Source organism: Nocardiopsis sp. Huas11, from assembly GCF_003634495.1.
Taxonomy (GTDB): domain Bacteria; phylum Actinomycetota; class Actinomycetes; order Streptosporangiales; family Streptosporangiaceae; genus Nocardiopsis.
The window spans coordinates 7,184,074-7,205,058 of sequence record NZ_RBKY01000001.1 but is presented as its reverse complement, the minus strand read 5'-3'; the positions used below and the strand labels follow the sequence as shown (position 1 = coordinate 7,205,058).

19 protein-coding genes and 1 pseudogene are annotated in these 20,985 nt (G+C 71.7%); 14 read left to right on the top strand and 6 right to left on the bottom strand.

What is annotated here, in order from left to right:
• Nucleotides 1–343: 343 nt before the first annotated feature.
• A pseudogene (locus DFP74_RS32195) lies at nt 344–879 on the bottom strand (GNAT family N-acetyltransferase).
• A 63-nt stretch (nt 880–942) separates the two neighbouring features.
• Nucleotides 943–1,662, bottom strand: coding sequence for a DUF305 domain-containing protein (locus tag DFP74_RS32190; protein ID WP_199725839.1), 720 nt, complete (start codon nt 1,660–1,662; stop codon nt 943–945).
• 89 nt (nt 1,663–1,751) lie between these two features.
• Here DFP74_RS32190 and DFP74_RS32185 point away from each other — a divergent pair, with 89 nt between their 5' ends.
• Nucleotides 1,752–2,483, top strand: a complete 732-nt coding sequence (locus DFP74_RS32185) for a DUF3105 domain-containing protein (protein ID WP_121187707.1) — start codon at nt 1,752–1,754, stop codon at nt 2,481–2,483.
• An 84-nt stretch (nt 2,484–2,567) separates the two neighbouring features.
• Here DFP74_RS32185 and DFP74_RS32180 read toward each other — a convergent pair whose 3' ends face one another.
• Together DFP74_RS32180 and DFP74_RS32175 are read right to left on the bottom strand one after the other, a co-directional pair.
• On the bottom strand, nt 2,568–3,026 hold the full coding sequence (locus DFP74_RS32180; protein ID WP_121187705.1) for a DUF3515 domain-containing protein: 459 nt from the start codon (nt 3,024–3,026) through the stop codon (nt 2,568–2,570).
• Nucleotides 3,027–3,053: 27 nt separating this feature from the next.
• The gene (locus tag DFP74_RS32175; protein ID WP_121187703.1) at nt 3,054–3,287 is read right to left on the bottom strand and encodes an Lrp/AsnC family transcriptional regulator; all 234 of its coding nucleotides are present in this window, start codon (nt 3,285–3,287) and stop codon (nt 3,054–3,056) included.
• Nucleotides 3,288–3,424: 137 nt separating this feature from the next.
• Here DFP74_RS32175 and DFP74_RS32170 point away from each other — a divergent pair, with 137 nt between their 5' ends.
• The gene (locus DFP74_RS32170; protein ID WP_121188657.1) at nt 3,425–4,420 is read left to right on the top strand and encodes a thiamine-phosphate kinase; all 996 of its coding nucleotides are present in this window, start codon (nt 3,425–3,427) and stop codon (nt 4,418–4,420) included.
• Between the two features lie 104 nt (nt 4,421–4,524).
• Complete coding sequence (locus DFP74_RS32165; RefSeq protein ID WP_121187701.1) at nt 4,525–5,172, top strand: cellulose binding domain-containing protein; 648 nt, start codon at nt 4,525–4,527, stop codon at nt 5,170–5,172.
• Nucleotides 5,173–5,312: 140 nt separating this feature from the next.
• Here the strand turns inward: DFP74_RS32165 and rpmB are convergent, their stop codons facing one another.
• On the bottom strand, nt 5,313–5,498 hold the full coding sequence (rpmB, locus tag DFP74_RS32160) for a 50S ribosomal protein L28 (RefSeq protein ID WP_013151263.1): 186 nt from the start codon (nt 5,496–5,498) through the stop codon (nt 5,313–5,315).
• Between the two features lie 413 nt (nt 5,499–5,911).
• Here rpmB and recG point away from each other — a divergent pair, with 413 nt between their 5' ends.
• From recG to DFP74_RS32105, 11 genes are all read left to right on the top strand, one after another.
• Nucleotides 5,912–8,104, top strand: a complete 2,193-nt coding sequence (gene recG, locus DFP74_RS32155; protein WP_121187699.1) for an ATP-dependent DNA helicase RecG — start codon at nt 5,912–5,914, stop codon at nt 8,102–8,104.
• Between the two features lie 62 nt (nt 8,105–8,166).
• A complete protein-coding gene (gene rsmD / locus DFP74_RS32150; RefSeq protein WP_121187697.1) occupies nt 8,167–8,739 on the top strand; it encodes a 16S rRNA (guanine(966)-N(2))-methyltransferase RsmD in 573 nt (190 codons plus the stop codon).
• A gap of 240 nt (nt 8,740–8,979) precedes the next feature.
• Nucleotides 8,980–9,474: a pantetheine-phosphate adenylyltransferase gene (gene coaD / locus DFP74_RS32145; RefSeq protein WP_121187695.1), complete on the top strand. Its 495-nt coding sequence runs from the start codon at nt 8,980–8,982 to the stop codon at nt 9,472–9,474.
• A gap of 222 nt (nt 9,475–9,696) precedes the next feature.
• Nucleotides 9,697–10,242, top strand: coding sequence for a DUF177 domain-containing protein (locus DFP74_RS32140; protein ID WP_121187693.1), 546 nt, complete (start codon nt 9,697–9,699; stop codon nt 10,240–10,242).
• A 131-nt stretch (nt 10,243–10,373) separates the two neighbouring features.
• The gene (gene rpmF, locus DFP74_RS32135) at nt 10,374–10,550 is read left to right on the top strand and encodes a 50S ribosomal protein L32 (protein WP_121187691.1); all 177 of its coding nucleotides are present in this window, start codon (nt 10,374–10,376) and stop codon (nt 10,548–10,550) included.
• A 340-nt stretch (nt 10,551–10,890) separates the two neighbouring features.
• On the top strand, nt 10,891–11,637 hold the full coding sequence (gene rnc, locus DFP74_RS32130) for a ribonuclease III (protein ID WP_121187689.1): 747 nt from the start codon (nt 10,891–10,893) through the stop codon (nt 11,635–11,637).
• A gap of 5 nt (nt 11,638–11,642) precedes the next feature.
• Nucleotides 11,643–12,482: a bifunctional DNA-formamidopyrimidine glycosylase/DNA-(apurinic or apyrimidinic site) lyase gene (gene mutM, locus DFP74_RS32125; RefSeq protein WP_121187687.1), complete on the top strand. Its 840-nt coding sequence runs from the start codon at nt 11,643–11,645 to the stop codon at nt 12,480–12,482.
• A gap of 143 nt (nt 12,483–12,625) precedes the next feature.
• The gene (locus DFP74_RS32120; protein ID WP_121187685.1) at nt 12,626–12,913 is read left to right on the top strand and encodes an acylphosphatase; all 288 of its coding nucleotides are present in this window, start codon (nt 12,626–12,628) and stop codon (nt 12,911–12,913) included.
• A 346-nt stretch (nt 12,914–13,259) separates the two neighbouring features.
• Nucleotides 13,260–13,451, top strand: coding sequence for a hypothetical protein (locus DFP74_RS32115; RefSeq protein WP_121187683.1), 192 nt, complete (start codon nt 13,260–13,262; stop codon nt 13,449–13,451).
• Nucleotides 13,452–13,840: 389 nt separating this feature from the next.
• Complete coding sequence (gene smc / locus DFP74_RS32110; protein WP_121187681.1) at nt 13,841–17,386, top strand: chromosome segregation protein SMC; 3,546 nt, start codon at nt 13,841–13,843, stop codon at nt 17,384–17,386.
• Between the two features lie 52 nt (nt 17,387–17,438).
• Nucleotides 17,439–17,885: a pyridoxamine 5'-phosphate oxidase family protein gene (locus DFP74_RS32105; protein WP_121187679.1), complete on the top strand. Its 447-nt coding sequence runs from the start codon at nt 17,439–17,441 to the stop codon at nt 17,883–17,885.
• 45 nt (nt 17,886–17,930) lie between these two features.
• Here the strand turns inward: DFP74_RS32105 and DFP74_RS32100 are convergent, their stop codons facing one another.
• Nucleotides 17,931–20,588, bottom strand: a complete 2,658-nt coding sequence (locus tag DFP74_RS32100; protein WP_121187677.1) for a S8 family serine peptidase — start codon at nt 20,586–20,588, stop codon at nt 17,931–17,933.
• Between the last annotated feature and the right edge of the window lie 397 nt (nt 20,589–20,985).

Genomic DNA, 20,985 nt, shown 5'->3' with positions numbered 1-20,985 from the left:
GCCACCTCTCAGAACCGACCGCAAGTAGTACTACAAACTGTAGTGCTACATCGCGTCGTCGATCCGATCGACCCCTGTGCAATGGGTCGCCTCGGGGGTCACTCTGGGTCTCGTGTGGCTCCTGGGGTCAGGGCACGCGGGCGGCCCGCGTGGTCACAGGAGGGCGGGAACAGGCTCTGAGCTCGGGGAACACCGGAGCCCTGGCGAGTGGCCGCTCGCCGGCCGGGGCCCGTGTGCGGTCCGACACAGCCGTGCCGGTGTGCGCTTTCGCGGTCGTCGGCCGGGGCCTCGATGCTCACCCCGCGGTCCGTCCCGAAGGCGCGCACGCGAGCCCCGGGGTCCGTCACGCCAGGGGGCCGGCTTCGGGCCTCTCCACGATTCCGAGCCGTCCGAGGTCGAGGCGCTCAGCACGACGCGCGAGCAGGTACAGGCGTCCCGCGCTGCGGTCCTGTTCCTTGACCAGTGAGTATCCCTGCGTCTCGTAGTACCGGACCAGCTTCGGGAAGAAGCACCCCCGCCGCACCCACCGGCGGCCCTGTCGTGCCGCGCGGTCGACCGCCCACAGGCCGATCGACGTTCCCGGTTCGTGCTCCCGGTACGACGGGTCGGTCACCGTCGAGAACAGGTACAGGGATTCCTCCGAGGCCTCTTCGGCCGTCAGTCCTTCGGCGGGGCGTGTGTCGTCACCGTGGTGCGTCCGACGATGCCGCCCTCGGCCTCGAGTACCCACATGAACCCTGCCGCGGCCTGCCCGGCGAGGTCGTCGATGTGCTCGCGCCAGGACTCCAGCCCTCGCCGCTCCATCCACGCGCAGCGCGCGGCGATCATCGACGCGACCGCGGGGGTGTCGGCCTCGACGGCCGGGCGCATGGTGAACATCATCGGTGACCTCGCAGTGCGGGAAGGCGGTGGCACTCATGTGCGGCTGCGGGGCGGCGGTCGTCAGTCGTCGGCCGGGTCCTCGACGCTCACCCCGCGGTCCTCCAGCATGCCCTCCATCATGTCGATCTCGGTCAGCTGGGCGTCGGCCATGCCCTGGGCGAAGTCGGTGACGGTCTGCTCCCGGCCGAGCTCGACCTCGGCCTCGGCCATGTCGATCCCGCCCCGGTGGTGGGCGATCATCAGCTCCAGGAAGCGGATCTCGGCCTCCACGCCCTCGGCCTCCTCCAGCTCGGCCATCTGCTCGGGGGTGGCCAGTCCCGGCATGGCCTCCGGGACGCCGTCGGTGCCGCCGTGGTCGTGCTCGCTGGAGGCCATCCACGTCATCGGCGGCTCGCTGCCGCGCGAGTTGAGCTCCCACATCGTCAGCCACCCCTGCATCATCCCGATCTGGGCCTGCTGCGTGCGGGTGATGTCGGTCGCGACGATGGACAGGTCGGGGTCCTCGGTCTTGTCCAGGATGAGCATCGACATGTCCACCGCCTGGGCGTGGTGCGAGCTCATGTCCCGCAGGAACCCCGCGTCCGCACTGGTGTCGAGCGGAGCGGACGGGCGCCCCACGAGGAAACCGGCCCCCAGAGCCAAGGCGACCAGGACGACGGTGATCCAGAGCGGGACCGTGCGCCGGGCGGGACTCGGGGGTGTGGCCTCCTCGAACTCGTCGGCGGTCGTGTCCTCGCCCCGGTCGTGGTCGCCGGAGTCGGAGCCTGCGTCAAAAGCCATGGGAACCATCCTGGTCAAAATGCACAAGTCAGGTGCCAAAGTAGAGGATAGGAACGCCCCACTCGTCACAAACCATCCCAGGAGACCCAGTGGCCAAGAAGAAGACGGCGGAGGAGCGTCGCCGCCGCGCAGCCGAGATGAGGGCCCAGCGCCTCAAGGAGGAGCGGCGCAAGAAGATCCTCACCATCACCGGGATCAGCGTCGCCGCGGCCCTGGTGCTGGGCCTGCTCGCCTTCGCGATCTTCATGGAGATCCGCAGCAGGAACATCTCCGGGGTGGAGGAGTACCCGGTCGACTCCTACGTCCACGTGGACACCGGCCAGAGTGTGGACTACGAGCAGTCGCCGCCCGTGGGAGGGGACCATTGGCCCTCCTGGCAGAACTGCGGCGTCTACACGGAGCCGGTCACGAACGAGTTCGCGGTGCACTCCCTGGAGCACGGCGCGGTGTGGATCACCTACGAGCCGGGCCTGTCCCAGAGCGAGATCGACGCCCTCGACTCCCTGTACAGCCCGGGCGACTACCTGGTGATCAGCCCCTACGAGGGTGAGATGGACGCCCCCATCGTCGCCAGCAGCTGGGGCCGCCAGGTCTCGGCCGAGACCGCCGACGACCAGAACCTCACGCGCTTCGTCCAGCGCTACGAGCGCGGCAACGACGTCCCCGAGCCCGGTGCCTCCTGCTCCGGCGCGGTGGCCGAGACGGCCGCGCAGGTCGAGGAGGTCATGGCCGGCGGCGAGCAGGTCGAGGGCGAGGAGATGACCGACGAGGGCGCGCAGGACGCCGAGGACGGGGAGGACGCCGGCACCGACGAGGAGTAGCCGGAACGGGAACGGGGCCGTCGGCGTGTGCCGGCGGCCCCGTCCGTGTTCACGGGCGCCTGTGGGGAAGCGCCCGCGCAAGAGTCAGAGCACCCCTTCGGGGAGCGGGGGGATGTGCTCGTCGATCAGCGCGCTGACCGTCGTGAGGGCGGCGGCCGGAGCGCCGTAGGACGGGGGGACCGACAGCTCGACGTAGGCCGAGTGGCCGACCGCCGTGAAGAGCGTGGGCTCGTCCTGTGGCTGCGGCAGCCAGGCCACGCCGTCGACCTCCTCCAGGAGCGCGTCCTGGGTCAGGGTCGAGGGCCGCGGCACACCGCAGCGCAGTCCGATCGGCGGGTCGCCCCAGGCCGCCATCACGTCGGACTCGGGCGTGATGTTGGCCCGGTCGGCACCCAGCATCGTGTCCGGCAGTTCCGCGACGAGAGCGGCGCAGACCTCGTCCGTCGTGCCGTTGGACTCCGGCGGCTCCATCTGGACGGTCTGTGTACACCCCGTCGCGACGAGAACGACGGCCGCTGCCGCCCCGCAACACCGTTTCAGCACAGTCAGGTACCCCGCTCCGTCTACCGGTCAAATATTGACGATGGGACAAGTAAGGGTACGGGCGATGCCGTCCAGGCGCTGAATCCGGGCCACCACCAACGTGCCGAGCGAGTCGACGTCGTCCGCGCGGGCCTGGACGATGACGTCGTAGGGCCCGGTCACGTCGTGTGCCTCCTGCACACCCTCGATCCCGCGGATACGACCGGCCACCTCGGCGGCCTGGCCCACCTCGGTCTGGATCAGGATGTATGCCTGCACCATGAGTACTCCCTTGTGTCTGTGCCGGGTGCGTGAGGCCGGGCGCGGACCCCGTCGAACCCACGGTGCGGCCGAAGTCGAGCGGATGACGAACGTGGGTCTAGACCATTGCGCCGGAGCGTCACCGTACCCTGATGACTGTGTTGAGCACCATTGGGGGTCTTGGTGAGTTCGCTCTGATCACACGCGTGACGAGCCAATTCCCCGCTACGGACGATGTAATCCTCGGACCCGGCGACGACGCCGCAGTCGTCGCCGCGCCCGACGGCCGAACGGTCGCGACCACGGACGTGCTGGTCGAGGGCCGCCACTTCCGCAGGGAGTGGTCGAGCGCGCGCGATGTCGGGCACCGCGCGGTGGCCCAGAACTTCGCCGACGTCGCGGCGATGGGGGCCCGCCCGACCGGGCTCCTCATCGGCTTCGCCGCGCCCTCCGACCTGCCGGTGGAGTGGGCGGACGAGTTCTCCCTCGGCGTGCGCGACGAGTGCGCGGTGGCGGGCGGCGCCGTCGTGGGCGGCGACATGGTGGGGTCGGAGACCCTCACCATCGCGATCACCGCCCTCGGGGACCTCCAGGGGCGCGCCCCGGTCCGCCGCGACGGCGCGCGGCCGGGCGACGTGGTGGCCTACACGGGCCACCTGGGGCTGTCGGCGGCCGGGCTGGCCCTGTTGCGGGGCGGGATCGACGGCCCCGCCGCCTGCCTGGCCGAGCACCGCAGGCCGAGCCCGCCCTACGCCGAGGGCGCGGCCGCCGCACGGCTCGGCGCGACCGCCATGCTCGACGTGAGCGACGGCCTGGCCCAGGACCTGGGCCACCTCTGCCGCGCCGGCGGGGTGCTCATCGACCTGGACTCGCGGGCGCTGGTCCCCGAACCGGCCCTCCTGGACGGCGTCCGCGCGCTGGGCGTCGCCGCGGGTCGGGCCGAGCAGGCCGCCCGGGACCTCATGGTCGCCGGAGGGGAGGACCACGCGCTGGTCGCCGCGTTCGACCCCGGCACCGCCCTGCCGGACCACTGGCACCGCATCGGACAGGTCCACGCCGCTGACCAGGAGAAGGTGAAGAATGCCGTGAATCCGGTCACAGTAGACGGGTGTGCTCCTCCGCGTGGCGGGTGGGACCATTTCCGTCAGGGGTGAGAGTCCCTTGGATTTGTCCTGATTAGCTATCGCGCTAGGCTTTGCCAACGCGGCCACGCGTCGCCTTGCAGGCGGGGGAACGGGGTTACGTCGAGAGGCGGTTTATGGGGCGGCATGGCACTCGCCGCGGTGCGCACCGCAACGAGCCGGAGGACGCCGGCGCGCTGCGGCGGATCGGCGGCCTCATCGAGAGCACCGTACCCAAGCGGGTCGAGCCGCCGCGGCTGCTCAACGTCCTGGTCGTCTCCGGCGTGATCCTCGGCCTGCTGCTCTTCGGCTACAGCACCACCCAGATCTACCTGCAGTTCGGCGGGAGCCCGGGGGCGACCGAGGCGCCGGATCCCGGTGGGATCGCCCCGAGCCAGGAGGCCACCGCGGACTCCGATCGTGACGAGGCCGTGTCGGGCGGCGACGGCGACGGGCCGCAGACCCAGTCGGGGTCCTCGCCCATCACGGTCGGCTACGAGATCACCGGGACCACCAACTCGGGCTTCACCGGCCTGGTGACCGTCACCAACACGTCCCAGACGCCGCTCACCGCCTGGGAACTCGCCCTCGCCTTCGACACCGCCGAGGTCACCGAGGTGCGCGACGCCGACTGGGAGCCCATCGAGGACGGCATCCTCGCCCGCCAGCCCGGCGGCCAGGACGGTCTGGCGCCGGGGGAGTCGGTGACCATGGGCTTCGACGCCATCGGTCCCGCGGAGAGCCCCGTCCGCTGCTCCCTCAACGGGCACGTCTGCGGGCTCTAGCCCTCGCGTCCCCGCCCCGTCCCCTCCTCATCCCAGTACCCCGCCGCGCTCCGGCCCGCGTCCAGCCGTGCCCCGCGCACGACGAAGGCCCCCCGACCGGAGTCGGAGGGCCTTCGACGAGATCCAGAAAGACTGGAACCCTAGCGGGTGACCTTGCCAGCCTTGATGCACGAGGTGCAGGCGTTCACGCGCTTGGGCGTGCCGCCCACACGGGTGCGAACGGTCTGGATGTTGGGGTTCCAGCGGCGGCGGGTGCGACGGTGCGAGTGGGAAACACTGTTACCGAACCCTGGTCCCTTGCCGCAGACGTCGCAAACGGAAGCCACGGTAACTCCATTCAAGCGCTCGGGATCGCGCACGTCGCCGCGCGCGAAGGTTCAACCGGCCGGAATCGGCCGAGTGGGCAGGTCGGCGCGGACGCCAACCGTGGAAGAGTACACGAAGGACGAGGTCGAACGCGGATCAGACCGCAGACCGGTGCCCGTACGCACAACGGTGGGATCGTGGTGCGGCCAACGGCCTGAGCACCCACCGGAGCATCGTCATCCGCCATGCGGGCACGGCGAAAAGGCGATGAACTCCCACGAGTATACCGTTCCTTGGGACTGCGTCGGGGCGTCCCCGTGGCGCACCGGCGGGCGGCCGTCGAAGGGTTCGCTGCCGGGAGTCCGGCGGGTGGTCGCACCGAAGGTCTAACGTGACGGGGAACAGCGACCAGACTGTCCGGGACGGGAACACAGTGAGCACCTGGGACGAACCGCTGCGCGTGGCCCTCGGCGGCTCCGCGCGTGCCTTCAAGGACAAACTCGACCTGCACACACTCGGCGACCTGCTGCGCTACTATCCGCGCCGCTACGACCGCCGGGGCGACCTGACCGACCTCGCCGAACTGCGCGAGGGCGAGGACGTCACCGTGCAGGCCCGCGTCCTGGACGCCAAGCGCAGGACCGTGCCCGCCCGCCAGGGCCGCCGCCGGATGGACATGATGGAGGCCACCGTCACCGATGGGACCGGCCGCCTGCACCTGACCTTCTTCAACCGGGGCTCCTACCACCAGACCGCCCTCGTGCCCGGGCGGCTGGCCATGTTCTCCGGCCGCGTCTCCACCTTCAAGGGGCGGCGCCAGCTCGACCACCCGGAGTACCAGCTCATCGACGAGGACGGTCTGGAGGGCGAGCGCGCCCGGGCCTTCGCCGAGGAGCTCATCCCCATCTACCCCGCGGTCAAGGGCCTGGACTCGGCCAAGATCGCCCTCGGTGTCGAGATGGCGCTCTCCCGCGCCGCCGACCTGCCCGACCCCCTGCCCCCCGAGGTCCGCGGGGCCCACCGCCTCGTCGACGTCCAGGAGGCCCTGGACAAGATCCACCGGCCCTCGGAGTGGGCCGACGTCGGCACCGCCCGGCGGCGCCTGAAGTGGGACGAGGCCTTCGTGCTGCAGCTGGCCCTCGCCCAGCGCCGCCACCTCGCCGAGGAACTGCCCGCCAAGCCGCGCCCGGGCCGGACCGCGGGCGTGCTCGACGCCTTCGACGCCCGCCTGCCGTTCACGCTCACCGACGGCCAGCGCGACGTCGGTGAGCGCCTCGCCGCGCGCCTGGACGCCGCGCATCCCATGCACTGCCTGCTCCAGGGCGACGTGGGCGCGGGCAAGACCCTGGTGGCGCTGCGCGCGATGCTCAGGGTCGTCGACTCCGGCGGGCAGGCGGTCCTGCTCGCCCCGACCGAGGTCCTCGCCCAACAGCACCACCGGTCGATCAACGCCATGCTCGGTCCGCTGGCGCGCGCGGGCCAGATCGACGGGGCCGAGGAGGCCACCAGGGTGGCGCTGCTCACCGGGTCCATGAACGCCGCGGCCCGCCGGGAGAACCTCCTGGACGCCGCCTCGGGCGCCGCCGGGATCGTCGTGGGCACGCACGCGCTCCTGCAGGAGCACGTCACCTTCGCCGACCTGGGCCTGGTCGTGGTGGACGAGCAGCACCGCTTCGGGGTGGAGCAGCGCGACGCCCTCCGGGAGAAGGCCGTCGACGGTCGCCCGCACGTGCTCGTGATGACGGCCACGCCCATCCCGCGCACCGTCGCCATGACCGTCTACGGCGATCTGGACGTGGTGACCCTCACACAGCTGCCGTCCGGCCGGGCGCCCGTCACCACCCACGTGGTGCCCGCCCGGGACAAGCCGCACTACCTCGCGCGCGCCTGGGAGCGCGTCGTGGAGGAGGCCGGCAAGGGCCACCAGGCCTTCGTGGTGTGCCCGCGGATCGGCGACGGCGAGGGAGCGGAGGACGACGCCGGCGCCGGAGCGGAGGAGGAGCCCGGAGCCCGCCCGCCGCTGGCGGTCCTGGACGTGGCCGCCCGGCTCACCGGGGGCCCGCTGGCCGACCTCCGGGTCGAGGTCCTGCACGGCCGGATGTCGCCCGACGACAAGGACGCCGTCATGCGCCGCTTCTCGGCGGGGGAGACCGACGTCATCGTCTCCACCACCGTCATCGAGGTCGGCGTCGATGTGCCCAACGCCACGGTGATGGCCATCATGGACGCCGAGCGGTTCGGGGTGTCCCAGCTGCACCAGCTGCGCGGCCGGGTCGGCCGGGGGCGGTTGCCGGGCCTGTGCCTGCTGGTCACCGACGCGGAGGAGGGCAGCCCGTCCCGCGAGCGCCTGGCGGCCGTGGCCGCCACCACCGACGGGTTCGAGCTCTCCCGGGTGGACCTGGAGCTGCGCCGCGAGGGCGACGTCCTGGGCGACGCCCAGTCGGGAGCCCGGTCCAGCCTGCGGATGCTCACGCTGCTCAAGGACGAGGAGCTCATCGGGCAGGCGCGCGAGGAGGCGACGGTGTACGTGGCCAAGGACCCCGACCTCGCGGGCCACCCGCCGCTGGCCGACGCCCTGGCGTCCCTGCTGCCGGAGGACCGGGCGGAGTACCTGGACAAGGCCTAGGGCGTCCGAGCCCGCGAGGACGCCGGGCACGGGTGGCGGCCCGAAGAAATTAGGGTGGGGGCATGGCCCGCATCATCGCCGGGACGGCCGGTGGGCGGCGGATCTCCGCCCCCGACGGCCGTACCACCCGGCCCACCAGCGACCGCGCCCGCGAGGCGCTGTTCGCGTCCGTCCAGTCCGATCTCGGCGACCTCGACGGCATCCGTGTCATGGACCTGTACGCGGGATCCGGCGCGATCGGCCTGGAGGCCCTCTCGCGCGGGGCGGCGCACGCCCTGCTGGTGGAGGCCGACCGCAAGGCCTCGCAGGTGATCCGGTCGAACATCGCCGCGCTGCGGCTGCCCGGGGCCCGCCTGGTGGCGGACCGGGTGGAGCGCGTGGTCGGCGGCGGGAACCCGGGCGACCCCTACGACCTGGTCGTCGCGGACCCGCCCTACGCGGTCACCGACGAGGCGGTCGCCGCGGTGCTGGCCGACCTGGTCGAGCGGGACTGGCTGGCGGCGGACGCGGTCGTGGTCGTCGAGCGCTCCAAGCGCGGAGCGGAGCCGGTCTGGCCCCAGGGCCTGGAGCCCGACCGCAGCCGGGGCTACGGGGAGGCGGTCCTCTGGTACGCCCGCGCCGCCCTCGACGGGTAGCGCACGGCGCGCCTCCACGGCGCGCGGGCCGGGTGGGGTAGAAATCGGTCACAAGGGTTGTTCCGGCACGTCACCAGCGTGTCGGGAGGGCCGCGTGGGTGCGATCCGCGTGCGGGATGTGAACGCGTGACCGGAACGTGCGCGATGGGGATCACTAAGTGGGTGTTGCCCGTTTCGCCCTCGAAGCGAGCCCCTACGATCGCCATACCCGTGAGTAGTCCGTGAGAGGGGCGATCCAACGTGCGCCGTGTCGTCTGCCCGGGGTCGTTCGACCCGGTGACCTACGGTCATATCGACATCATCGGCAGAGCCGCCAAGCAGTACGACGAGGTGATCGCCGCCGTACTCAACAACGTCAACAAGCGGGGGCTCTTCAACGTCCCCGAGAAGCTGGACATGCTCGCCGAGGGCACCTCGGAACTGGGCAACGTCCGGGTGAGCGAGTTCGACGGGCTGCTGGTCGACTTCTGCCGTGACAACGGCATCGAGACCATCGTGCGCAGTCTCCGCTCGGTCAGCGACTTCGACTACGAGCTCCAGATCGCGCAGATGAACTACAACCTGTCCGGGGTGGAGACGGTGTTCATGACCGCCAACCCCCAGTACTCGTTCCTGTCCTCCAGCCTGGTCCGCGAGATCGCCCAGCACGGCGGGGACGTCTCCAGCCTGGTCACCCCCTACGTCCAGGAGCGGCTGCGGGAGAAGTACGAGGAGCGCCGCCGTCCCGCGCGCTAGCTCCGCCGAGCCCCGCGCCCACGGCCGTTCCGGTCCTGATTTGGGTGGTCGGGGGCATGGTAGGTAGGATTGCGGTTCGACCATGCGCGTCGTCGGTCTTCGGCGTGCGCGCGGCCTGGTCACGCCGCACTCGTCCGCAGTGACGCGTCCCGTGCGCCGGGCCTCCCAGTACCTCGTGAAAGCGCGATTACCCTGTCTCGTCTAGATCCTCGTGACCCGTTCGTGGTCGACACCCGCCAGCTGGGCCGCCAGCCGGGGTCGATGCGGACCGTCAACCGCATCGTGACCGTCCCCGAGACGTTCGCGACGGCGATGGCCTCCGTTCCCGCGGGCAGGGAGATCGAGCTCGACCTGCGGCTGGAGGCGGTGATGGAGGGCGTCCTCGTCACCGGTACCTTCCGTGGTCAGCACACGGCGGAGTGCTCGCGCTGCCTCGACCCCCTGTCGGAGGACCTCGAGGTCGCCTTCCAGGAGATGTACCGCTATCCCGGAGGCGACGACGAGGCCGTCGCGGCGGTCGAGGACTCGGGGGACGAGGATGAGGACTACTATCTAGAGGGCGATCTGCTCGACCTCGGGCCCGTGGTCCGGGACGCGGTCGTGCTCGCGCTCCCACTCTCCCCGTTGTGCGGTCCCGACTGCCCGGGGTTGTGCGCGGACTGCGGGGCCAAGCTCGCCGAGGCCGGTCCCGACCACCACCACGGCGATCGCGTCGACCCGCGTTGGGAGGCGCTCCGCGACATCGCGGAGGATCCCGGCGAACGATGAGCTCGTGAACCGGTCACGGACGGTGCCCCAGGGCGCCCCCGCCGGCCGGTCCACACCCTCCCCGCCACAGCGCGGGGTGACCAGACAAGATGCCTCCCGCGACCGCGCGGGGGTGACCCAGGAGGTTTGAAGTGGCCGTCCCGAAGCGGAAGATGTCGCGGAGCAACACCCGGACCCGCCGTTCCCAGTGGAAGGCGTCGCGCCCGGTGCTGGTCAACTGCCCGCGCTGCCGTGACCCGAAGCAGCCCCATATCGCGTGCCCGACCTGCGGCACCTACAACAACCGCCAGGTCATCAACCCGGCGTAGGGCGTGCGTCTTCACGCGTGCCCACGTGCTCTCCTCGGGGCGGACCCTCTTCGGGTCCGCCCCGAGGTGTTGTCAGGCCCTGGGGCGTGTCGGCCGGGCTTTGTAGAGTGAGGCATTGCCCAGTGTCGCGGGCAATACAGTGGGCACTACAGAACGAGAACCGAGGTAGCACCGGTGGTCCGGACCATCCGGGTTCCCGAGTTCGTGGTGGCTGCCGGGGGAGTTGCGCTCCCGCGACGGTCACCTCGTGTTCGAGCACCCTGGTCGGGGCCCACCCGCCCGTACCCGACGCCAGTACGAGCGCCGACCCCCGGCGCGCACAACAGGGAAGTGAAGTCGCGTGGCCAGCCAACTCTCCGTCTCCGAGGCCAGGGCGTTCCACAAGGCGATCGGGGTCGAGGTCGACTCCAAGATCCTGCTCCGTGCCCTGACGCACCGTTCCTACGCCTACGAGAAGGGCGGTCTGCCCACCAACGAGCGCCTGGAGTTCCTCGGGGACTCCGTGCTCGGCCTGGTGGTGACCGACACCCTCTTCCGCAAGCACCCCGACCTGCCCGAGGGCCAGCTGGCCAAGCTGCGCGCCGCGGTGGTCAACATGCGCGCCCTGGCCGACGTCTCCCGCGGCCTGGGCATCGGCGCCTACATCCGGCTCGGCCGCGGTGAGGAGGGCACCGGGGGCCGCGACAAGTCCTCGATCCTCGCCGACACCCTGGAGGCCATCATCGGCGCGGTCTACCTCGACCGCGGCCTCGACGTGGCCTCGGAGTTCGTGCACCGCCTCTTCGACCCGCTGATCGCCACGGCCTCCGGGCTCGGCGCGGGCCTGGACTGGAAGACCTCCCTCCAGGAGCTCACCGCCGCGCAGATGCTGGGCGTGCCGGAGTACCACGTGGACGAGAGCGGTCCCGACCACCAGAAGACCTTCCGCGCGAAGGTGCACGTGGCCGGCGAGAGCTACGGGCTGGGTGAGGGCCGCAGCAAGAAGGAAGCCGAGCAGCAGGCCGCCGAGTCCGCCTGGAAGGCGATCAAGGCCCGCTCCGAGGCGGCCCAGGCCGCCGAGGGCGACTCCGGCGACGGACAGGGCTGAGCGCAGTGCCCGAACTTCCCGAGGTCGAGGTCGTCCGCGCGGGTCTGGCACAGCACGGGCTGGGCCGGACCGTGGGCGCGGTCGAGGTGCTGCACCCCCGCTCCGTCCGCCGCCACGTGCCGGGCGCCGCGGACTTCGCCGCCCGGCTGGCCGGACGCGTGCCCGTGGCCGCCCGCCGCCGGGGCAAGTACCTGTGGCTGGAGCTGGACAGCGGCGAGATGCTGCTGGCCCACCTGGGCATGAGCGGTCAGATCCTCGTCCAGCCCGCCGGCAAGCCGGACGAGAAGCACCTGCGGGTGCGCCTGCCGCTGTCGGACGGGCAGGAACTGCGCTTCGTGGACCAGCGCACCTTCGGCCACCTGCTGGTGGACCTGCCGGGGGAGCGGGCGGGCGTGCCGAGGTCGGTCGACCACATCGCCCTGGACCCGCTGGACGCCGAGTTCGACGCGGGGGCGTGCGTGCGCGCTCTGCGGGCACGGCGCACCGAGGTCAAGCGCGCCCTGCTCGACCAGACGCTGGTCAGCGGCGTGGGCAACATCTACGCCGACGAGGCGCTGTGGCGTGCCCGACTGCACTGGGCGCACTCCACCCGTGAGCTTTCCGACACGCGGGCCGGGGAGCTGCTGGGCCACGTCACCGATGTGATGACCGAGGCCCTGGCGGTGGGCGGCACCACGTTCGACGGCCTCTACGTGAACGTCAACGGGGAGAGCGGCTACTTCGAGCGCGGGCTCAACGCCTACGGGCGGCGCGACCGGCCCTGCGGACGGTGCGGCACGCTGATCGTCCGCGAGGCGTTCATGAACCGGTCCTCGTTCAGCTGCCCGCGCTGCCAGAAGAGGTAGGGCCGCGGGCGTGTGCCGGGCCGCGCCCGCCGCGCCGCGCGGCGGCCGTCGGGGGCCTCGGAAGGGCTTCGGAGGGCATTCATAGGCGAGTCTGGCGTGTCGGTGAGGAAAGTGTCTCCGTGAGGTAAGGGAGTGAACGGGCCGTGGGAGACGAAGCCGAGGCGGTTCGGCTGACCGCGTGGGTGCGCGGACACGTCCAGGGCGTGGGTTTTCGCTGGTGGACGCGGTCCAAGGCGCTGGAACTGGGACTGAGCGGCGCGGCGACGAACCTCCGGGACGGCCGTGTCGAGGTGGTCGCCGAGGGCGGCCGAAGCGACTGCGAACGCCTTCTGGAGCACCTGAGAAGCGGCCGGACACCCGGACGTGTGGACTCTGTGGTCGAACGTTGGGCTCAGTCTGGGGGGACGTTCACCGGTTTCGTGGAACGGTGAGTATGCTTGTGGGGTAACGCGGTTCGTCCACACCGCGCGCCGATCGGGGCCGAGATGGTTCTACGGATCAGTGCGGAGTGGGTCCACGCTCGCGTCTGCGGGACACCGGCGGTCGCCGGGGGTGGAAACCATCGAACCGTGCCACACAGCCTGCCCAGGTTCTTTCGGCATGGAGCGTGGCAGTTACGGACAGTTGTAATTCAATCTTGACCAGCGCCGCACAGGGTGAGACTCTGGAAGGCACACCGCGCATTCTTTCACCGCGTCACAGGCAACGCCGAGTGCATCACGCGGGGGACGGCGTGCGCGGATCAGATCTGGTCACTCAGCGTGGAGGACCCACATCATGGCGAAGGCTCTGTTTGGCCACGTCGGCGGCTCCGACCCTCGGATGGTCCAGGAGATGCGGCGGCTTCAGAAGCGAGTACGCGACCTTGAGGACGAGATCAGCCGTCTTCAGGCACGCAACGACCAGCTCAGCATGGCCGTCACCGACGTCGCCACCAGCGCGACCGACCGCGAGCCCGCGCTCGCCTGACCCAGCGTCGACCGTGCCGGATCGTGGTCCGGACATCCTGACGACGTGACGATCCTAAACGGGGACGCCGAACGCACACCTGGCGTCCCTGGTGGGGTCCTCACCGACGCCGCACACCTTTCCATCACGCGCGGTCGTTGTGACCGCGACATCTCGCCGCAGATTTGTCCTTTCGTTTGCGGTTTCTTTTGACGTTGTACCCGGCGGTCCGTGGCGCAACCCTCTGTGTCCGCCGGACATCCCCCTTCTCTCTTCCTCCGTCGACGCCCGCGCGCGGAGCACCCCCTTCACGACGCCTTCGGCTCGGTATCGACGTCGCCGGTCGTGGCTTCGTGGCACCCTTGGATGGTCGCCCTGTGTATCCGAGGTGACCATCGTGGGAGGTGCGGGTGTATCTGAAGACTCTGACGCTGCGCGGCTTCAAGTCGTTCGCGTCGGCCACCACCCTGCGCCTTGAGCCGGGGATCACCTGTGTGGTGGGTCCCAACGGCTCCGGCAAGTCCAACGTCGTCGACGCCCTGTCCTGGGTGATGGGCGAGCAGGGCGCCAAGTCCCTGCGCGGCGGCAAGATGGAGGACGTGATCTTCGCGGGTACCTCCACCCGCCAGGCGCTGGGACGCGCCGAGGTCAGCCTCACGATCGACAACACCGACGGCGCCCTGCCGATCGCCTACACCGAGGTCACCATCAAGCGGACGATGTTCCGCAACGGCGGCTCGGAGTACGCGATCAACGGCGACACCTGCCGGCTGCTGGACATCCAGGACCTGCTGAGCGACTCCGGCATCGGCCGTGAGATGCACGTCATCGTCGGCCAGGGCCAGCTCGACACCGTGCTGCACGCGGGCCCCGAGGAGCGCCGCGCCCTCATCGAGGAGGCCGCGGGCATCCTCAAGCACCGCAAGCGCAAAGAGAAGGCGATCCGCAAGCTCAACGCGATGCAGGGCAACCTGGACCGCGTCACCGACCTCACCGCGGAACTGCGCCGGCAGCTCAAGCCCCTGGGCCGCCAGGCCGAGCTCGCCCGTCGCGCCGCCGTCATCCAGGCCGACCTGCGCGACGCCCGCCTGCGGCTGCTGGCCGACGACATCGTCACCCTCACCGACCAGCTCGCCAAGGAGGAGGCCGACGAGAAGGACGTCCTCGCCCGCCGCGGGGCCGCCGAGGCCGCCCTCGCCCAGGCCCAGGAACGCGAGACCGCCCTGGAGGCCCAGTCCGGCGAGGCCGCACCGGAGCTGGCGCGTGCCACGGAGACCTACCACGCGCTCTCGCGCCTGACCGAGCGCCTGGACGCCGTGCGCGGTCTGGCCAACGAGCGGCACCGCAACCTCGCGGCCGTGGCCGAGGACCCCGTGCACCGGCGCGACCCCGAGGAACTGGAGATGGAGGCCGAGGAGGCCGCCGCCCAGGAGGAGGAGCTGCTCGCCCGGCTGGAGGAGGCCCGCGAGGCCCTGGAGACCACCGTCACCGAGCGCGCCGCGGCCGAGGACGCCCTCTACCGCGAGGAGAAGCGGCTGGAGGCGGCCGGCCGGGCCGCCGCCGACCGCCGTGAGGCACTGGTCCGGCTCAGCGCGCGGGTGGAGAGCCTGCGCGGCCGGATGGCCTCCGGCGCGGCGGAGATCGCCCGGCTGGAGGAGGCCGCCCGGCAGGCCGCCGAACGCGCCGCCGAGGCCCAGACGGAGTACGAGATGGCCGCCGAGGAGTCCGCCGGACTCGACGAGGGCGACGCCGAGCTCGACTCCGACCTCGAACGCGCCACCCGCCGGCTCTCCGCCCTGGACGCCGAGCTCAACCAGCTGCGCGACGCCGAGCGCACCGCCGAGGGCGATCGCGCCGCCCTGGCCGCCCGCAAGGAGGCCCTGGAACTAGGCCTGGCGCGCAAGGACGGCGCGGGCACCCTCCTGGACGCCGACCTGCCGGGGACCCTGGGCGGGCTCGCCGCACTCGTCCAGGTCGACCCCGGCCACGAGACGGCGGTGGCCGCGGCCTTCGGCGTGGCCGCGGGCGCCGTGGCCGTGGAGGCGCCCGGCACCGCGCTGGCCGCGCTGGAGCTCCTGCGCGAGCGGGACGCCGGCCGCGCGGGCGTGGTCGTGGCGGGAGCCGAGCCCGGTCGGCCCCGCGCCTCCTGGCCGGAGCCGCCCGCGGGGGCGCGGTACGCGGTCGACGCGGTCACCGCGCCCGAGCACCTGCGGGGCGCCGTCACCGCGCTGCTGGAGGGGATCGTGCTCGTGGCCGACGCTCCGGCCGCCCGCGACGTCGTCGCGGCCCGGGCCGAGCTGCGGGCGGTCACCGCCGAGGGGGACGTGTTCGGGTCCGCCCTGGTCTACGGCGGATCGGCCGCCGCACCCAGCCTGCTGGAGGTCCAGGCGGCCGTCGACGAGGCCGGGGAACGGCTGGAGGAGGCCACCGGGACGGCCAAGCGGATCGCCGTCGAACTGGAGGCCCTCAAGCACGAGCGCGCCGAGATGGCGGCGACCGCGGAGGAGATCACCGCCCGCCGCCGCCAGAGCGACCGCAAGCGCAACGAGTCCGCCCAGCGGCTGGGCAAGCTGGGCGGCCAGGCCAGGTCCGCCGAGGCCGAGTCCGAGCGCTACGCGGCCGCGGCGGCCAAGGCGGCCGCGGCCAAGGGCGAGGACGCCGAGAAGCTGGCCCGGTTGGAGGAGGAGCTCGCCGAGGCCGAGGAGATGGCCGCCTCCATCGAGGAGGACGCGCCCGACCCCGAGACCCGCGACGAACTCGCCGCGCAGGCCTCCCGGGCCCGGGCCACCGAGATGGAGCGCCGGCTGGCCGTGCGCACCGCGGAGGAGCGCGCGCGGTCCATCGCGGGCCGCGCCGAGGCGCTGCGGGCCCAGGCCTTCGAGGAGCGCCGTGCGATGGAGCGCGCCGTCGAGCGGCGCCGGACGCGCGCCGCGCAGGCCACCATCGCCGAGGCCGTCGCGGAGAGCGCCCGACTGGCCCTGGAGCGCATCGCCGTGTCGCTGGCCGCCGCCGAGGCCGAGCGGGCCGCCGCGGAGGCGCGCAAGGAGGCCCTCGACGCGGAACTGCGCACCGTGCGCGCCCGGGTGCGGGAGATGTCGGTGGAGCTGGAGAAGTTGACCAGCTCCGCGCACAGCGGCGAGGTGGCCCGGGCCGAGCGGCGCCTGCGCCTGGAGCAGCTGGAGACCAAGGCCATGGAGGAGCTGGGCGTGGACGTGCCCACCCTGGTGGCCGAGTACGGGCCCGCGCACGCGGTCCCGCCGCCGATCGACGCCGGAGAGGACGCCGTTCCGGTGCCCTACGTGCGCGAGGTACAGGTCAAGCGGGCCAAGGCCGCCGAACGCCAGCTCAACCAGCTGGGCAAGATCAACCCGCTCGCCCTGGAGGAGTTCGCGGCGCTGGAGGAGCGGCACGCGTTCCTCAACGCGCAGCTGGAGGACCTGAAGAAGACCCGCCGCGACCTCATGGACATCGTCCAGGAGGTGGACGCCCGGGTCCAAGAGGTCTTCTCCGCGGCCTATCTGGACGTGGAGCGCGAGTTCGCGGCGATCTTCGGGCGGCTCTTCCCCGGCGGCGAGGGGCGGCTGCTGCTGACCGACCCCGAGGCCATGCTGACCACGGGCATCGAGGTGGAGGCCCGCCCGCCCGGCAAGAAGGTCAAGCGCCTGTCGCTGCTCTCCGGCGGGGAGCGCTCGCTGACGGCGGTGGCCTTCCTCGCGGCCATCTTCAAGGCCCGGCCCTCGCCGTTCTACGTGATGGACGAGGTCGAGGCCGCGCTGGACGACACCAACCTCCAGCGGCTGCTGGTGATCTTCGAGGAGCTGCGCGCCTCCTCGCAGCTGATCGTCATCACCCACCAGAAGCGCACCATGGAGGCGGCCGACGCGCTCTACGGCGTCACGATGCAGGGCGACGGCATCTCCCACGTGATCAGCCAGAAGATCGAGCGCACGGTCTGAGGACGCCAGGGCGCCCTCGCCGGGCGGCCCGCGCGCTCCTACCCTGGAGGGCATGAGTGCGATCCCCGATGCTCAGCCCAGCCCTCCCTTCGACGTCGACGCCTTCCTGGAACGCCCCCTGGTCGCCAGAGTGGCCACGGTCGGCACCACCGGCTCGCCCGCGGTCAGACCCGTCTGGTTCCTGTGGGAGAGCGGTGCCCTGTGGTGGCCCACGGGCTCCTACTCGGTCGTGGCCAAGCACGTGCAACGCGAGCCGCGGGTCTCGGTGGTGGTGGACACCTGCGATCTGGAGCGCATGGAGTTCCTCCAGGTCAACATGCGCGGCACGGCCGAGGTGGTCTCCTTCGACCGGGCGCTGATGACACGCCTGCTGCGTCGCTACCTGGGTGATGACGAGACGGCCTGGCACGAGGACTTCCGGTCCCACGCCAAGGAGAGCCGACTGGTCCGCTTCACGCCCGAACGCACCAGGGTCCAGGACCTGTCCAAGGACGAGTGACACACGGCGGGGCCGCCCTCCCGGGAGGGCGGCCCCGCACGGGCGTCAGCCGCGGGCGATGGTGATGACCGGGGAGGTCCAGCTCTCCCAGTCGTCGGCCTCGTCCGGGTCGCCGAGCGCCTTGAGCGCGCGGGCCTCCAGCCGGTAGTCGCCGTCACGGACGTCCTTCACCCGGCCGCGGGAGTCGGTCACGGTGCCGTCCCAGACGTAGGAGAAGAACGACGTCGACGTCGCGCTGCGGTTGACGTGCGAGACGTCCACCGCGATGTTGCGGCGCGGGTGCACCGGCCGACCGGTGCGCTCGTCCACGACCACCATCTCCAGCCGGGTGACGTGGTGGTCGAAGTGGGCGATGACGTAGGGGACGTCGGGCAGGCCGTCGACCCAGTCCATCGTGTACGTGGCGCCGTCCGGCTGGTCGGCGAACGTGCCGCCGTTCGAGGCCGCGCACTCCAGTCCTTCGAACACCTCGCACTCGGTGATCTTGGTCAGCCACGGCAGTTCGTGGACGTTGCCGTCGCCGTCGGTGATCGGGGTCATGGCCTCGATCTCCTGGTAGTCGCCGTTGTAGGCGGCGTAGGGGACCCGGTAGGTCGCGCCGCCGTCCTCGGTGACGGACAGGTAGCCGCCGTAGAGCATCTGCTCGTACTCGCGGGCCGGCGGGGTGACGGTGACCTCGACCTCGACGGAGCCGCCCGCGGGAACGGTCACCGAGTCGGCGTCGAAGGCCACCTGCGCGGCCTCCGCGTTGAACTCGGGCGCGAAGGTGCTGCCGTGCGTGCCCAGGGCGGCCTCGTGGTCCAGCGTGTACACGGCCTCCTCGTCGCCGTCGTTGGTGATGGTGAGGGTCTCGCTCACGGCGCCCTCGGTGGCGCCGAGCGACAGCTTGCCGGGGCTGACCGTCGTGCCGGCCAGGACCGCGCCGGGGATGTCGAGCATGCCCGCGCCCTGGCGGTGGGCGTTGTCGAGCAGGCCGAGGTCGGGGTTGCCCCACCAGTTCTTCGGGTCGGCGCTGTTCTGGAGCACGGTGCGCACGTCGTGCGCCGCCAGGTCGGGGCGCGCCTGCAGGAGCAGTGCGACGCCGCCGGCCACGTGCGGGGAGGACATCGAGGTGCCGCTGATCGTGGCGTAGCCGCCCTGGTCCATCGGGTAGGTGGAGTTGATCAGACCGCCCGGGGCGCCGATGTCCGGCTTCAGGTCCAGGTCGGGGGACATGCCGTAGGAGCTGAACGAGCTGATCAGGCCGCCGGTCGGGTTGGGGGTGGAGACGGACTCGTCGGACCAGTCGAGGGTGACGGTCTCACCGGAGTCGAGGAGGTCGAGCAGGTGCGCTCCGGCCTCGTCGGAGACGCCGACGGAGAACGGGCCGCGGTCGGTGATGCCGCCGCCGGCGAACAGGCCGGGCACGTTGTTGTACATGACCACGCCCGTGGCGCCGGCGTCGACGGCCGCGTCGTACTTCTCGGCGAACGTGCACTCGCCCCGGACCATGAGCGCGGTCGCGCCCTCCGGGTCGCCCTCCAGGGTGTCGCCCGCGGACAGGCACCCCCGGCCGACGTGGACGAGTGAGTCGGTCGTGCCGGAGGCGGGCGGCGGCGCGGCGTCGCCCATCTCCATGTAGGCGAGGGACTCCCCGCTCGGCGCGGCGACCACGGAGGCCGCCTGGACGTGGGTGTTGTCGTAGGAGGCCACGCCGATCACGTCGGCGCCCAGGCCGGGCGCTCCGGCCGAGTACAGCCCGGTGTCGCCCTCGTTGCCGATGGAGGCGACCACGACCATGCCCTCGTCCACGAGGTTGTCGGAGGCGGTCGCGGTCGGGTACTGCGGCCAGGAGTGGGCCGAGCCCACGCTCATGTTGAGCAGGTCCATGTCGTCGGCCAGCGCGGCCTCCATGGCGGCGATCATGATGTCGGCGGTGGTGGAGCCGGTGCAGCCGAACACCTTGTAGGCGCCGAACTCCACGTCCGGGGCCACGCCCGTGACCTCGCCCTCGGCTCCGATGATCCCGGCCACGTGGGTGCCGTGACCGTTGCAGTCCTGGGGGTCGCCGTCGGGTGCGGGGACGCTGGTGTCGGGGTGGCCCGCGTTGAAGTCGTCACCGACGAAGTCGTGTCCGGCGACCACCCGGCCGGTGGGGAAGGCGCCGGGGCCGCCGAGGTCGGGGTGGGTGTAGTCGATCCCGGTGTCCATGACGGCCACGCGCAGGCCCTCACCGGTCAGTCCGAGTTCGTTCTGTCCGATGTCGGCGCCCGTCATCCCCAACGCGGTGTCCAGGTCGGGGACGGTGGCGTCGGTGTCGGGGAGCTCGTAGCGCATGACGGGGTAGATCGCGCTCACTCCGGGGACCTCCCGGGCGTTGCCGACCTGGGTGTCGTCCATCTCCACGGAGAGGCCGTTCCACAGTTCTCCGAAGGCGTGCCGTTCGGTGTACTCCAGGCCCTGTTCGTCGGCGTCGGCGCGGAATTCCTCCTGTTCCTCCTCGACCTCGGAGGCGGAGGTGCCCTCCGACGCGGGAGGGCTTTCCAGTTCGATGAACCACAGGTTCTCGGCCTGGTGAGTGAGTTCGCCGGTTTCGGCGGAGGGGGCCGGATGGAGGGGCGCGAGCTCCGAGTCGTCGTCGGCGCCGGCCGGTGCGGCCGCGGTCAGGCCCGCCAGAAGTGTCAGCCCGGCGAGGGAGGCCAGGCGTGAGCGGTGGGATACCACCTTGTGAACACATCCCTTCTCGGTGCGCGCCGCGGACGCCGGGGGAGCGGGCAGCCCACCGGTGGCGAGGGTGGCCGCCGGGGGATGCGACGCGGGTCGTCCGAATTCGGTTGTTCGACGCGCACGGCAACGAGATCATTGCTGTGTGCGATATCCGTGTCAATGTTGATAAAGACTCAATCCGGACACGTGACGGAAGAAATCGGCTTTTGTGGCCGGTGTTTCCCATGGGGTCCGTAAACAGACAAACGCAAAGTAGGGCTCCTTTTCCGGGACAGGGGAAAAGCCGCCGAGCGGGGCGCGGGAGCGGCGCGCCCGACCCGCTCCGTTCGCGTCCTTCGCGGAGGAACCGCAGGTCGGGGCGGTCGCGAGCGCCCGACGAGGGGCGGCCGAGTGC